The sequence below is a fragment of the Mesorhizobium sp. L2C084A000 genome, assembly GCF_000502875.1.
Classification (GTDB): domain Bacteria; phylum Pseudomonadota; class Alphaproteobacteria; order Rhizobiales; family Rhizobiaceae; genus Mesorhizobium.
This window is the reverse complement of the sequence record NZ_AYWX01000001.1, coordinates 903,858-917,131: the sequence shown is the minus strand read 5'-3', so window position 1 is coordinate 917,131 and position 13,274 is coordinate 903,858. Positions and strand designations below refer to the sequence as shown.

Sequence of the window (13,274 nt, the reverse complement as noted above, 5' to 3'; positions counted from 1 at the left end):
GGCTCATGACCGACACGTCCCGCCCAAATGTTCCGCCCAAACTCGATCCCGAACAGCTGCAGCTGCGGGCCTCACCGCGCCGGGCCGTGCGCTTCAAGCGCGGCATAGTCGTCGCGATCGCAGCTGTTGGCTCCGCCACCATCTTTGGCGTCACGATGATGGCGCTGCAGGGGCCCGCACTGCGCCTGAAGCAGCAGGCTGAAGAGCTTTACAGCACCGACCGCAACCCGACCGCCGAGGGACTTGAATCGCTGCCCAAGGACTATTCCGGGAGCAAGCCGAAGGCTCCGGTGCTTGGACCGCCGCTGCCCGGGGATCTCGGCCGTCCTATTCTCGAGCACCAGCGCCAGCTTGGCATCGCACCTGGGCAAGACGTTTCCGCCGAGGCGCAGCGGCTTGCACAACAAGCGATTGAGGCGCGCGAGTCGCAAGTCCTCTTCCGCATCGAAAACCGGCCCCAGCAGACGGAAGCTTTTGGCAATGGGCAGGGCGGACGTTCGCCTTTCGAGACGGCGTCTCCGCAGCCAGATACCGAAGGCCAGCGAGCTTCCGTCGCGCCGGCCGAGGGCGACCAGAACAATCAACAGCGCAAGCTCGATTTCATCGATCAACGGAACACCGGCGGGATCTACAACCCGCATGCACTGCAGACGCCGGCTTCGCCCTATCAGATCATGGCCGGTAGCGTGATCGCTGCAAGCCTGATCACCGGCATCAATTCCGATCTGCCCGGCCTTGTCGTCGCCCAGATCACCGAGAATGTGCACGACAGCGTCACCGGCAGCATCCTGCTCATCCCGCAGGGCTCACGGCTGATCGGCACCTACGACAGCGTTGTAGCCTTTGGGCAAAGGCGCGCTCTGTTGGTGTGGCAACGCATCGTGATGCCGGACGGCTCCTCTACCGAAATCGACAATCTGCCCGTGACCGACGCGGCCGGCTATGCCGGGCTCGAGGACAAGGTGGATTTCCATACTTGGCAGTTGATCAAGGGCGTCGCGGTAGCCACATTGCTGGGGGTTGGTACCGAGTTGAGCTTTGGGGAAAATGAAAGCGACTTGGTTAAGGCAATTCGTGAATCCACCCAGCAGAACGTCAGTCAAGCGGGCCAACGGATCACTGAAAAGAACCTGAACGTCCAACCCACGATCACCGTGCGCCCTGGTTGGCCGTTGCGCGTCATCGTGCACAAGGACCTCGTGTTGCGGCCATACACGGGGTGAACAGGAGGACTTCATGGCTAACCTGAAACTCGGAAAACTTCCGGACCGGACACCTTCGAAGATCACCATCACCGTTGGCGCCGACTTGAGCCAAGCACTCAACGACTATGCCGCACTTTACCGTGAGACCTATGGTGAGTCCGAAACGGTGGCGGAACTGATCCCCTTTATGCTGGTCGGGTTCCTGGAAGGCGACCGGGCGTTTGCCAAGGCCAGAAAGGAAGGTCTGCCGGGCGCCGGCGCGTCGGAGAAACCACGAAGGCAATCATCTTCCACACTGGACAACGGTTAGCGCTTGGTGTCGTTTTGGAGCACGCTAGGTTCTTGATCCTGACCGCGTTGCCGCCGGTCCGTACTCCACCAGTTCGAGTGCCTCCTCCTTTGTGCAGGAATTCGCCTGAGCGAGTTCGAGCGCCTCTTCAAGGAAGCGATGATTGCGCTCCTGTACATCGAGGTGAGCCGGCGTCGGAAAGCACGCGACAATCCATTGCCACACGCGGTGTTGAAACGAGCCTGAAGGCATGTCTAATTCCCAGCGGCTACCTTGAGAAGACACTGAGTCTGAGGGAGATTCAAGTTTCAGGGGAACAACTAAGCCTGCTAGACAATAAGTGCATAAAAGCCGTGGCTTTTTCTTGCTGCCGGCCTCGTTCTCTTCGGACAAAAATCGATCTTGTCACGATGCCGCCAGACCGGATGCTGAATGACAGCTTCTCGCCAACAGTAATTGAATAGCGGACCAGACCGCTCCCGGCCCCGACAAGTTGTTGAGTTCTCGACCAGCGGTCATTCTCGATGGTACCGTGGCGAAAGGTCGATCGCACATTGTTGCGTGGCGCAATGATTTTATATAGGTTGGTATATGAAGGTTGCCGATATGTGAACCTATATAGCGTTAAATTGATATAGTAACGTATATTGACACCCGTCATATATGAGCCTATATCAGGCTAGCTCATACAGAAATCGTATACGCCATGAAGATCAGAACAGCTCGCGACATTGGAATCCTGATCAAGGAGGCCCGCACCCGGCGCGGCCTGTCACAGGCTGCCTTGGCCAAAATGGTCAACACGACGCAGACGTGGGTGTCGTGGATCGAGAACGGCAAGCCCAGCGCCGAGATCGGCAACGTGCTGCTGGCGCTGACCACGCTTGGTGTGGAGATGGACTTTCAGATCCCGCCGGCGCCGACGTCGGCTGATCATCATCATAATGCCGATGAACGGCATGTCGACGATGACGACGACGAGATTCCCTACAAGCTCTAGATGACGATGATCATGATGAACCCGATCGACACCCTCGACGTCTATATCGCTGGCAGACCGGTTGGGGGGCTCCACCACCTGCAGGGCGGCAAGCTTTCGTTCTCCTATCACGAGGCATGGATGGAAGGCCGGGTGGCGATCCCGCTCTCCCTGTCCATGCCGACGATCACCAGGACCTACGAGGGCAAGGTCGTCGAGGCATTCCTCTGGGGCCTACTGCCGGATAATGAGCAGACCCTCGCCAGATGGGCGCAGAGGTTCCAGGTCTCCGCCCGAAACCCCTTTGCCCTGCTCAAGAATGTCGGCCGCGACTGCGCCGGCGCCGTCCAGTTCCTTTCGCGTGGCGACCAGATTTCCCGCGGCGAGAACGTGGAGTTGCTCACCGAGGCGCAGATCGGCGACCGCCTGCGCGATCTGCGCAAGGATGGTGCAGCGACCCGGCGAATCGGCGATCCTGGTCAGTTCAGTCTCGCTGGTGCGCAGGCAAAGACGGCGTTCCATTTCGACAAGGGCAGCAATCGCTGGGGGATCCCTCTAGGCGACACGCCCACGACACACATCTTCAAGCCGCCTTTGCCGCACTTGCACGGGCATACCGAGAACGAGCATTTCTGCCTGCAGCTTGCATCCAAGCTCGGCATGGACGCTGCACATAGCCAGGTTCTCGACTTCGCAGGCGAAAAGGCGATCGTTATCGAGCGCTACGACCGCCGCAACATCGACGGCAAGACCATCCGCATCCATCAGGAGGACATGTGCCAGGCCCTGTCGGTGATGCCGACGCTCAAGTACGAGAACCAGGGTGGGCCAGGTATCACGACGATCTCCAGAAAGGTGCTGTCGGCCTCCCTCGACCCCGTCCAAGACCGTCAGATCTTCATGGCCGCGAACGTCTTCAACTGGATCATCGCCGGCACGGACGCGCATGCAAAGAACTACTCGATGCTGCTCGGTGCCCAGGGCGAGGCCCGCCTAGCTCCGCTCTACGACATCTCCTCCATTCTGCCGCACCTCGGGGGAGAGATCCAATCTGAGATGCGCGACCTTAAACTGGCGATGAAGATCGACAGAGTCTATCCAATCGACGAGATCATGCCGCGCCACTGGGGGCGCTGTGCGTCCTCAGCAAAGGTTGGCAGCGAGTACACGGTGCGGACAATCCGCCATCAGCTCGCGGTGATGCCCGATATGGCATCGGAGTGCGCCCAAGAGCTTCGCCAGGAGGGGATCATCCATGAGATCGTTGGTCGCCTCGTCGACGCGATCGCGACGCGCATCAAGGGCTTGTCCCGGATCTATGGAGAGGAAGGTTGTGGAGGTTAAAGTCGGGCGGGGATAGCGGATCCACGGACTAATGCCGGCGAAAGGACGGACCGCACACTGCCCACGGGATTCTCGCTCTAATAGCGCCCCGGCTCCGGGCCGGGTAGATGGCCGGTTTCGGAACCGGCCATCGGCAGCTTGAATGACGGAAATGGGGTCGGCTGCAGAACGGCAGCTTCCCGCCGAACGCGGTCAACTTTCTCTCCAGGAAATCTGACAATGCGGGCCTACGATTTGGCGTCGAGTTGTGGCGTTTTTCGACGGTCAGTATGATTTCCGGCGGTTGGAGATTTGTATCGGCGTTTGATGAACGGCCGCTGTTGGGTTCAAAGTGGATGGTCGCGTTGGTGTGTGGACAGCAGGCTTGCGGCGTCCCTCGATTGAGATCACCCGCAGGTTTTTGCTCTTGAGTTCATCCAGATAATCGGCCCACCACTGCATCATCTCGACGCGCTCGTCCCAGTGCTCTGCCCGGGCGTAGGCGCGCCGAACGTCGTTGTTCTCAATGTGGGCCAGCTGCCGCTCTATCGCGTCCGGATGCCACTTGCCGCATTCGTTCAGCAGAGTTGATGCCGTTGCTCGAAAACCATGCGCGGTAGCTTCTTCCTTGCTGTAACCCATACGACGCAGTGCGGCGTTAAGGGTATTGTCGGAAATCGGACGCGAAGCCGATCGAACACTAGGAAACAGCAGCGATCCATCACCAGAGATTTCTCTCAGTGAAGTCAGGACGCTGATCGCTTGCTTTGATAGGGGTATGCGGTGCGGCCGTCGCATTTTCATGCGTGCTTCAGGGATCGTCCACACCGAGCTTTCAAAATCGAACTCTTCCCATTCAGCGGCGCGAAGCTCGCCTGGGCGGGGAAACAGCAGCGCTATCAGCTTCAGACCGGCTCGGGTTGTAGGCTGTCCGTCAAATGCATGGATCACCCTCAGCAAACCGCCCAAGGCCTTCGGATCGGTAATCGCGGCGCGAGACGTTACCTTCGGACTGATGAGTGCGCCTCTGAGGGCGAAGGTCGGATCCGTCTCGGCGCGTGCGGTCGCGATCGCGTATCGAAACACGCTGCCGATGGTGGAGCGCAGTCGCCTGGCCGACTCATATCGACCGCGAACCTCCACGCGACGGAGGGCGGTAAGGATGCTGGCCGGCTCGATCTCCCGAATGCACTTGTCGCCGATTATCGGATAGGCAAAGTCGAGCAGCCATTTGACCTTGCTGATCGTCCGGTCGGCACGTCCCTCCTTCTTCAGCTTGTCAACATATTCGTCCGCGATTGAGCGAAAGGAGTCCTTTGCCGAATCGGCCTTCCGCAAGCTGCGTTCCTTTCCAGGGTCGACGCCAGCTAGCAGGAGCCTTTTAGCATCATCGCGCGCCTCCCGTGCCTCGGCGAGAGAGATAAGGGGATAGCTGCCCAGCGCGAGCAGTTTCTGCTTGCCGTCAAAGCGGTAGGCGAGCCGCCAGAGGCGAGAGCCCGTGGGCTGTACCCATAGCTGCAGCCCGCCCCCGTCAGACAATTTCGCGAGTTTGGAAGCAGGGCGGGCGTTTCGACATTTCACGTCGGATAGGGCCATTCGTCAGGTCTCCCTTGGCTGTTTCGATACCATCAGGATGTCGAATACCAACGGAAATACCATCCCCCCGCCTCGTTGGATCAAATGCGCCCGAAGCGCTCTCTGTCACGCCTAATTGCGCAATGCGACAGCAAAAGATCAATAATTCCAGTCGCTTGCAGAAGCTGCAGCGTAGACGGTTCGGCTAAACGGAGTGTCGGGAGAAGAGGGGATGGTGCCCAGAGGCGGATTCGAACCACCGACACGCGGATTTTCAGTCCGCTGCTCTACCAACTGAGCTATCTGGGCCTGTTCCGGCAAACGAAAACGCGTTGACCGGATTTCATCGAGGCGCCGTGGGCGCCCCTTGAAAGCGCGTGGGTTATAGCACGGGAATTCGGCCTGTCCAGCGCCTAGTGGGCGATTTCGGGCAGGAAAAGCGATGCCGTGCGGTGCCCCGGTTTCCATGCCGCTTGCAGGCCGGAATCGGGCACGGCATGGCACGATGCGGCCTTCGCCATCCTGTCCGTGCCGCTATTGCCGGCTGACATGCCGTGGCACTGCCTTTAGCCGGCGATCGAGGCGCACCAATGCATTTGCGGCTCAGACGCGCCACTGGTCGCCGCCGCCTATCTGACGCCGGTCACGCCGCGGCGAAAATCGGAGGGCGACATGCCGGCGAGCTTGCGGAACGACTTGTTGAAGGCGCTGAGCGAGCCGAAGCCTGAATCCATGGCGACGCGCAGCACATTGGCGTCCTGATGCATCAAAAGCGCCTGCGCATAGCTCAGCCGCAACAGATTCACATACTCGTTGAGCGTCATGCCGGTGGATTTCTTGAACAGGCTCATGGCATATTTGGGATGGATGTCGGCGGCCGCCGCGATGTTCACGCAATCGATGTCGTAGAGGAAGTTTTCGGCGATGAAATCGCACATGCGTCCGACATTGCGCGACGATTGCTGGTCGAAGGGGCTGCCTGTTTCCTGGTCGGTCGGAGTTGCGGATACCAGCCGGTAGGGCTCGAACCGCACCCGCTCCAGCCGCAGCAGCAATTCGTTGACGGCATGTTCGGCCTTGGCCTGGTCGCCGGACCGGGCGTAGCGGTTCCAGCGCTCGAAATTATGGTTGTCGGACTGGTCGGTGGCTGATGTCACCAGTGTCGCGCCGGTCATCAGCCGGTGCCTTATATCGGTGGGCAGGTGCAGCCGGAAGAAGTGCACCAGTGGCAGATGCGCCCCGGCATAGATGGCGTCGTCGGACAAATCGTCCATCTGGTGCGGCAGGCCACCCCAGAACAGGCACATCTCGCCGGCCGAAAGCGAAATCTCGTGGTCGTTCATGAGGTAATGCACGCTGCCGCGCACGATGAAATTAACCTCGACCTGGGCGTGCCAGTGCGGCTTGAGCATCACCAGCGGATTGGTGTGAAACATCTGCAGGAGCAGCGGCAGGCCTTCCACGCTGCTGGCCCCAGGCTGGTAGAACGGCCGTTCAGGCATCTTACTTTCCGCCAATTTCATATTCCCTTTGACGGCGACAGGCCTTGCCCACTGCATAGTCTAGCCACGCTCACAGTGAGAGAGCAAATGAATGGGAGGATTTCAATGCGCATCACAATGACCTGCGCCGCGCTCGCGCTTGCCCTGGGCTCAGCCCCGGCCTTCGCGCAATCCGGCGAAATCACCATCTGGAGCTGGAATGTCGCGGCTTCATCGCTGAAGGCGACCATTGCCGGCTTTAACAAGCAATTTCCCGACGTCAAGGTCACGGTCCAGGATCTCGGCAACCAGCCAACCTACGACAAGTCGATCGCCGGCTGCGCCGCCGGCGGCGTAGGCCTGCCCGACATCGTCACCGTCGAGAACGGTGAGGCCGAGAATTACTGGAGCCAGTTCCCCGACTGCTTCGTCGACCTGCATACGCTGGGCTACACAGCCGACGACCAGAAAAAGTTCCCCGATTTCAAGCGCACCGAGCTGGAAGTGGGCGACAAGGCCTACGCAATGCCGTGGGATTCCGGCCCGGTGGCCGCCTTTTATCGCCGCGACTTCTACGAAAAGGCCGGCGTCGATCCGACTTCGATCAAGACCTGGGATGATTTCATCGCCGCCGGCAAGAAAATCCAGGCCGCCAACCCAGGCGTCTCGATGACCAATGCCGATTTCAACGGTGACTCGGAATTCTTCCGCATGATCTCCAACGAACAGGGCTGCGCCTATTTCTCCGAGGACGGACAATCGATCACGGTCAACCAGCCCAAATGCGTCGATGCCATGACCAAGGTCAAGGAGATGAAGGACGCCGGCATCATCTCGTCGGCCGACTGGGGCACCAAGATCACCAACAACACCGCCGGCACCGTCGCCACCCAGATCTATGGCGGCTGGTATGAGGGCACCATTCGCACCGAATCTGCCGGTGAAAACGGCAAATGGGGCGTCTATCTGATGCCGAGCCTCACCGCCGACGGGCCGCGCGCCGCCAATCTCGGCGGTTCCTCACTGGCTATCACCTCGGCGTCGAAGAACAAGGAGGCCGCCTACGCCTATCTGAAATACACGCTCGGAACCAATGAAGGCCAGATCACGATGCTGAAGGAGTTCGGCCTGGTGCCGTCCCTGATCTCGGCGCTTGACGATCCCTATGTCGCGCAAGGCCTGCCTTATTGGGGCGGCCAGGCGGTGTGGAAGGACATTCTCGGCACCTTGCCGAAGGTTGTTCCGAGCCGCGGCACGCAGTTCCAGAGCGACGCCGAAATCATCGTCCGCGCCGTGCAGACCAAGTATCTGGCCGGCGGCTACCCCGACGCCAAGACGGCACTCGACGATGCCGCAAGCCAGATCGCGGCGGCAACCGGACTGCCCGTCAAGTCATAACCTCCCAAGCCGGGTCCGGGACAGGCGTTTGCGCCGCCCGGACCTGGTCGCGGCCTGTGGGGTTCTCCCACGGGACCTGTATTTGCTGGCAAACCGGCTCCGCTGCTGCGAGGGCCATGGCCGAAGCGGCAACGAAATGAAGGAGGAGGAAGATGCGCAATCGCAACGCCACGGCCTATCGCTTCCTCACGCCCTATCTGCTGATCTTCGCGATCTTCTGGGTATGGCCGATCATCAGCTCCTTCATGATTTCCTTCCAGGCGACGCGTACCGTGCCGTGGCGGTTCGCGCCCGGCTTCAACTGGGGCCGGTTGATCGGCGATCCGGCCTTCTTCAACGCCCTGAAGAACACGCTGCTCATCCTTGTCATCCAGGTGCCGGTGATGATCTCGCTGGCGCTGGTCATGGCGGTGCTTTTGAACTCGCCGCTCTTGAAGGCGCGCGGCCTCTACCGCTTTGCCTTCTTCGCCCCGGTGGTGGTCGGCGAGGTTGCCTATTCGGCGGTGTTCCGGCTGATGTTCAACCTCGATTTCGGCATCATCAACAAGCTCCTGAACAGCATCGGCCTGCCCAAGATCGACTGGTTTTCCAACGTCACGCCGGCGATGGCGCTGATCATGATCGCGGTGACCTGGCGCTGGGCCGGTTACAACGCCATCATCCTGCTCGCCGGCATGCAGTCCATTCCCGAAGATGTCTACGAGGCGGCGACGCTCGACCGCGTCAGCAAGCTCAAGCAGTTCTTCTACATCACCCTGCCGCTGCTGAAGCCGGTCATCGTGTTCTGCCTCGTGCTGTCGATCATCGGCACCATGCAGCTGTTCACCGAGCCCTTCCTGATCACCGAGCGCGGCGGGCCGGGCGGCGGCACGGAGACGCTTGGCCTGCTGCTTTACCGCCAGGGCTTTCGGTCGCTCAATTTCGGCTACGCCTCGGCCGTGGCCTACACCATGGCCGGGCTGGCGATCGCCATCACGCTGGCGCAGCTGTGGCTGACGAGGGAACCGAAATGAGTTCGCGCTCCGCAGCCAGATTGGGACGCAGCATCGCTCTGCATCTGTTCCTGACGCCGCTGGCGCTGATCTGGCTGTTTCCGTTGTGGATGATGGTCGTGTTCTCGACCATGCCGGACAACGGCATCTTCAGCCCCGGCATCGAGCTGTTGCCGCACGGCAATTTCATCGACAATTTCAACAATCTGCAGCGTGACACCAACTTCGTCGGCGCCATCGGCATCTCGGTATCGGTGGCGGTGACTTACACATTCCTGTCGGTGCTGCTGACGTCGATGGCCGGTTGGGCTCTGGCCCGCTACCAGTTTTTCGGCAAGGGCGCGGTTGTCGCCATCATCCTCGGCACCATAACGCTGCCCTATGCGGTCGTGCTGATCCCGCAATTCATCATGGTGGCGCGCGACTTCAAGCTCGCCAACACCTGGGTGGCGCTGATCGTCCCGCCGCTGTTCAATTCGCTCGGCGTGCTGTTCATGCGGCAGAGTTTTTCGATGATGCCGGACGATCTCTTCGATGCGGCGCGCGTCGAGGGCGTCAAGGAATGGCGCATCTTCCTCTTCGTCGCGCTGCCTTTGGCGCGGCCGATGCTGGCCGCACTCGCCATCATCCTGTTCCTCGCCTCCTGGAACAATTATCTGTGGCCGCTTTTGATCAACAGCCAGCCGGGTTCGATGACAGCACCCGTAGCGCTCGGCACGCTGATCGGCCTCACCAAGGTGTCATGGGGCGGCATCATGGCGGGTGCGGTGATGCTGACGGTGCCGATGCTCGTCGTCTTCGTGCTGCTGCAGCGCCATTTCATCGCCGGCATCGCCGCCGGCGCGGTCAAGTAAGGGGCAGCATGGCAACGGTCACGCTTAACAGTGTCGTCAAGCGCTTCGGCGTCTTCGAGGTCGTCCATGGCGCGAGCATCGACATCAAGGACGGCGAGTTCGTCGTCTTCGTCGGCCCCTCCGGCTGCGGAAAATCGACGCTGCTCAGGATGATCGCCGGGCTCGAGGACATTAGCGGCGGCGAGATCGCCATCGGCGGCAAGGTGGTCAACGATGTCGAGCCGGCCGACCGCGGCATCGCCATGGTCTTCCAGTCCTACGCGCTCTATCCGCATATGAGCGTCGAACAGAACCTCTCTTTCGGCTTGCGCATGACCGGCAATCCAAAGGCCGACACCGAACGGCGGGTGAAGCGGGCGGCCGAGATCCTGCGCATCAGCGAATTGATGGACAGGCGCCCGAAAAAACTCTCCGGCGGACAGCGCCAGCGCGTCGCCATCGGCCGCGCCATCGTGCGCGAACCGCAGGTGTTCCTGTTCGACGAGCCGCTCTCCAACCTCGACGCCGAATTGCGCGTCCAGATGCGCGTCGAGATCTCCCGGCTGCACAAGGAGCTCGGCACGACGATGATCTATGTCACGCACGACCAGACCGAGGCGATGACGCTCGCCGACAGGATCGTCGTGATGCGCGCCGGCCATATCGAGCAGATCGGCCGGCCGCTCGATCTCTATGACAACCCCGACAATCAGTTCGTTGCGGGCTTTGTCGGGTCGCCGAAGATGAACTTCATCAAGGGCCGGGTTGTCGGGCACGATGCGGGTGGCGTGGTGGTCGATCTGGCGGGTCAGGAGAAGACCCGCATCACGCAACCGCTGACCGGCGCTGCACCCGAAATGGGCAGCCCAAAAATCGGCAGCAAGGTCATTGTCGGCGTGCGGCCCGAACATTTCGGCAATGCCGGAGAGGGCGACGCCGACCTTGTGGTTGCCATCGACGTGGTCGAGCACCTGGGCGGCACAAGTTTCCTCTACGCAAGAACGGCCAATGGTGACGACGTGGTGATCCAGCGCGACGCGACAAAGGTCCCCGACACATCAGAGATCACCGTTTCCATCCGCAAATCCTACCTGTTCGACGAAAAAGGACTGCGGCTGCGCTGACCGGCCGCCGTTTCCAGCCTTCAAGGAGAATGACAATGACCGCAACCACGCCCATTCGCTGGGGCATCCTCGGACCGGGCAGCATCGCCCAGTCCTTTGCCGGTGGCGTGGCCGATTCGCGCACCGGAAAGCTGGTCGCCATCGGTGCCCGCAATCCCGCCAAGCCCGGCCTCGCCGAGAGTTTCCCCGGCGCCCGCATCCTCGATGGCTACGATGCGCTGCTTGCTGATCCCGAAATCGATGCCGTCTACATTTCGATACCGCATCCCGGCCATGCGCAATGGGCGATCAAGGCGGCCGAGGCAGGAAAGCATGTGCTGTGCGAAAAGCCGCTGGCGCTGACCGCCTTCGAGGCCGACGCCATGATGCATGCCGCGCGCAAGGCCGGCACGTTTCTCGGCGAAGCCTTCATGTACCGGCTGCATCCGCAGACGCTGAAGCTGGTGGAACTGATCAGATCGGGCGTCATCGGCGAGATCAGAATGATCAAGTCGAGCTTTGGTTTTGCGATGCCGCGCTTCATGCCGGAGCACCGGCTCTACGCCAACGATCTCGCCGGCGGCGGCATTCTTGACGTCGGCGGCTATCCCGTCTCGATGGTGCGGTTGATTGCCGGCGCCGCGGCCGGAAAACCCTTCGCCGAGCCTGACAAGGTGGTCGGTACTGCCCATCTTGGCCAGTCCGGCGTCGACGAATGGGCCTCGGCGCTGCTGCATTTCCCGGGTGGCATTGTCGCCGAAGTCTCCTGCAGCATCTCGCTTAACCAGGACAATGTTCTGCGCATCCTCGGCACCAAAGGCCGCATCGAGGTGCCGGACTTCTGGTTCGCCGGCGGCAACCGCGACGTTGGTCTCGGCCGGATCGACGTCATCGCATCCGATGGCACGCGCGAGACCATCAGCGTCAACGAGAAGCGTCATGTCTATTCCTTCGAGGTCGACGCAGCCGGTGAGGCCATCCGCGCCGGCGGCCAAGAATTCGCCTGGCCCGGCATGGCATGGGCGGAAAGCCTCGGCACCTTGCGTGTACTGGACAAATGGCGGGCGGCCGCCGGCCTCGAATACGGGATCGAGAAGGCCCAGCAACGCATCAATACCATCTCCGGCCGGCCTTTGCGGTCCGGCGGCACGGCGATCGCCAAGCGCACTATTCCCGGCCTGTCGAAGCCGGCGTCGGTGGTGGCGCTCGGCTTTGAGGATTTCCGCACGTTTTCCTCAGGCTCGATCCTGCTCGATGCCTTTTTCGAGGCCGGCGGCAATCTCTTCGATACCGGCTATGTCTATGGCGGCGGCTATACCGAGAAGCTGCTTGGCGAGTGGTTGAAAAACCGTGGCGTGCGCGCGCAATCGGTGGTCATTGCCAAGGGCGCGCACTCGCCGCTGTGCTATCCCGATGTGATCGGCAAGCAGCTCGACCAGTCGCTCGAACGCCTGCAGACCGACCACGTCGATGTTTACTTCATGCACCGCGACAATCCGGATGTGCCGGTCGGCGAATTCGTCGATGCGATGGATCGCGAGGTGAAGGCCGGCCGCATCCGCGGCCCGTTCGGCGGTTCGAACTGGACGATGGAACGCATGGATGAGGCGATTGCCTATGCCGAACGCACCGGCAAGCAAAAGCCCGGCGCGCTGTCCAACAATTTCTCGCTGGCTGAAATGCTGGAGCCGATCTGGGCCGGCTGCGTCACCTCCTCGACCGATGCGTGGAAGGCCTGGCTGACATCCAGGCAGATGCCGAATTTCGCCTGGTCAAGCCAGGGGCGCGGCTTCTTCACCGATCGCGCAGGTCGGGACAAGCAAGACAATGAGGAACTGGTGCGGGTCTGGTACTCCGAGCGGAATTTCGGCCGCCGCGACCGGGCGATCGAACTTGCCGCGAGACTGGGCAAGAGCCCGATCCATATTGCGCTGGCCTATGTGCTCGCTCAGCCCTTCCCATCCATCCCGCTGATCGGGCCACGCACGCTGGATGAGTTGGACGACAGCCTGCGCGCTCTCGACATCACGCTTTCGCAAGCCGATCTCGAATGGCTGGATGGCGGCAGTCTGCGCGCTGCCTAGCTGGCTGCCTTT

The 13,274-nt window shown here is 61.1% G+C and carries 11 protein-coding genes and 1 tRNA gene; 9 read left to right on the top strand and 3 right to left on the bottom strand.

Annotated features, from left to right (window positions below):
* Positions 1–5 precede the first annotated feature (5 nt).
* The 4 genes from X735_RS161555 to X735_RS161565 all read left to right on the top strand — a co-directional run bounded on the left by X735_RS161555 (position 6) and on the right by X735_RS161565 (position 3,817).
* Positions 6–1,223 (top strand): TrbI/VirB10 family protein, encoded by a 1,218-nt coding sequence (locus X735_RS161555; RefSeq protein WP_023809279.1) that lies wholly within the window; start codon positions 6–8, stop codon positions 1,221–1,223.
* A 13-nt stretch (positions 1,224–1,236) separates the two neighbouring features.
* The gene (locus tag X735_RS161560; RefSeq protein ID WP_023689356.1) at positions 1,237–1,515 is read left to right on the top strand and encodes a DUF2274 domain-containing protein; all 279 of its coding nucleotides are present in this window, start codon (positions 1,237–1,239) and stop codon (positions 1,513–1,515) included.
* A gap of 685 nt (positions 1,516–2,200) precedes the next feature.
* Entirely contained in the window at positions 2,201–2,494 is a 294-nt protein-coding gene (locus X735_RS0133585) for a helix-turn-helix domain-containing protein (protein ID WP_023809278.1), read from the top strand.
* A 12-nt stretch (positions 2,495–2,506) separates the two neighbouring features.
* Entirely contained in the window at positions 2,507–3,817 is a 1,311-nt protein-coding gene (locus X735_RS161565) for a type II toxin-antitoxin system HipA family toxin (RefSeq protein ID WP_031212476.1), read from the top strand.
* Between the two features lie 264 nt (positions 3,818–4,081).
* On the opposite strand, the gene X735_RS161570 is transcribed toward X735_RS161565, so the two are convergent.
* From X735_RS161570 to X735_RS161580, 3 genes are all read right to left on the bottom strand, one after another.
* On the bottom strand, positions 4,082–5,392 hold the full coding sequence (locus X735_RS161570) for an integrase arm-type DNA-binding domain-containing protein (protein WP_023809276.1): 1,311 nt from the start codon (positions 5,390–5,392) through the stop codon (positions 4,082–4,084).
* A 212-nt stretch (positions 5,393–5,604) separates the two neighbouring features.
* Positions 5,605–5,680 (bottom strand) — tRNA-Phe (locus tag X735_RS161575).
* Between the two features lie 320 nt (positions 5,681–6,000).
* Entirely contained in the window at positions 6,001–6,894 is an 894-nt protein-coding gene (locus tag X735_RS161580; RefSeq protein WP_196815295.1) for a helix-turn-helix domain-containing protein, read from the bottom strand.
* A gap of 84 nt (positions 6,895–6,978) precedes the next feature.
* On the opposite strand from X735_RS161580, the gene X735_RS161585 reads away from it, so the two are divergent.
* From X735_RS161585 to X735_RS161605, 5 genes are all read left to right on the top strand, one after another.
* Positions 6,979–8,250: an extracellular solute-binding protein gene (locus X735_RS161585; protein ID WP_023809274.1), complete on the top strand. Its 1,272-nt coding sequence runs from the start codon at positions 6,979–6,981 to the stop codon at positions 8,248–8,250.
* Positions 8,251–8,402: 152 nt separating this feature from the next.
* The gene (locus tag X735_RS161590) at positions 8,403–9,263 is read left to right on the top strand and encodes a sugar ABC transporter permease (RefSeq protein WP_023809272.1); all 861 of its coding nucleotides are present in this window, start codon (positions 8,403–8,405) and stop codon (positions 9,261–9,263) included.
* Complete coding sequence (locus X735_RS161595) at positions 9,260–10,096, top strand: carbohydrate ABC transporter permease (RefSeq protein ID WP_023809271.1); 837 nt, start codon at positions 9,260–9,262, stop codon at positions 10,094–10,096. Before X735_RS161590 ends, X735_RS161595 begins: the two co-directional genes overlap by 4 nt.
* An 8-nt stretch (positions 10,097–10,104) precedes the next feature.
* On the top strand, positions 10,105–11,199 hold the full coding sequence (gene ugpC / locus X735_RS161600) for a sn-glycerol-3-phosphate ABC transporter ATP-binding protein UgpC (RefSeq protein WP_023809270.1): 1,095 nt from the start codon (positions 10,105–10,107) through the stop codon (positions 11,197–11,199).
* 35 nt (positions 11,200–11,234) lie between these two features.
* Positions 11,235–13,262, top strand: a complete 2,028-nt coding sequence (locus X735_RS161605; RefSeq protein ID WP_023809269.1) for an aldo/keto reductase — start codon at positions 11,235–11,237, stop codon at positions 13,260–13,262.
* Positions 13,263–13,274 lie beyond the last annotated feature (12 nt).

Excerpts from the sequence above, each read along its gene's own strand:
- ugpC (WP_023809270.1), top strand. The coding sequence starts at position 10,105 with ATGGCAACGGTCACGCTTAACAGTGTCGTCAAGCGCTTCGGCGTCTTC.
- X735_RS161595 (WP_023809271.1), top strand. The coding sequence starts at position 9,260 with ATGAGTTCGCGCTCCGCAGCCAGATTGGGACGCAGCATCGCTCTGCAT.
- X735_RS161555 (WP_023809279.1), top strand. The coding sequence starts at position 6 with ATGACCGACACGTCCCGCCCAAATGTTCCGCCCAAACTCGATCCCGAA.
- X735_RS161590 (WP_023809272.1), top strand. The coding sequence starts at position 8,403 with ATGCGCAATCGCAACGCCACGGCCTATCGCTTCCTCACGCCCTATCTG.
- X735_RS0133585 (WP_023809278.1), top strand. The coding sequence starts at position 2,201 with ATGAAGATCAGAACAGCTCGCGACATTGGAATCCTGATCAAGGAGGCC.
- X735_RS161585 (WP_023809274.1), top strand. The coding sequence starts at position 6,979 with ATGCGCATCACAATGACCTGCGCCGCGCTCGCGCTTGCCCTGGGCTCA.
- X735_RS161570 (WP_023809276.1), bottom strand. The coding sequence starts at position 5,392 with ATGGCCCTATCCGACGTGAAATGTCGAAACGCCCGCCCTGCTTCCAAA.
- X735_RS161605 (WP_023809269.1), top strand. The coding sequence starts at position 11,235 with ATGACCGCAACCACGCCCATTCGCTGGGGCATCCTCGGACCGGGCAGC.
- X735_RS161560 (WP_023689356.1), top strand. The coding sequence starts at position 1,237 with ATGGCTAACCTGAAACTCGGAAAACTTCCGGACCGGACACCTTCGAAG.
- X735_RS161580 (WP_196815295.1), bottom strand. The coding sequence starts at position 6,894 with ATGAAATTGGCGGAAAGTAAGATGCCTGAACGGCCGTTCTACCAGCCT.
- X735_RS161565 (WP_031212476.1), top strand. The coding sequence starts at position 2,507 with ATGATGAACCCGATCGACACCCTCGACGTCTATATCGCTGGCAGACCG.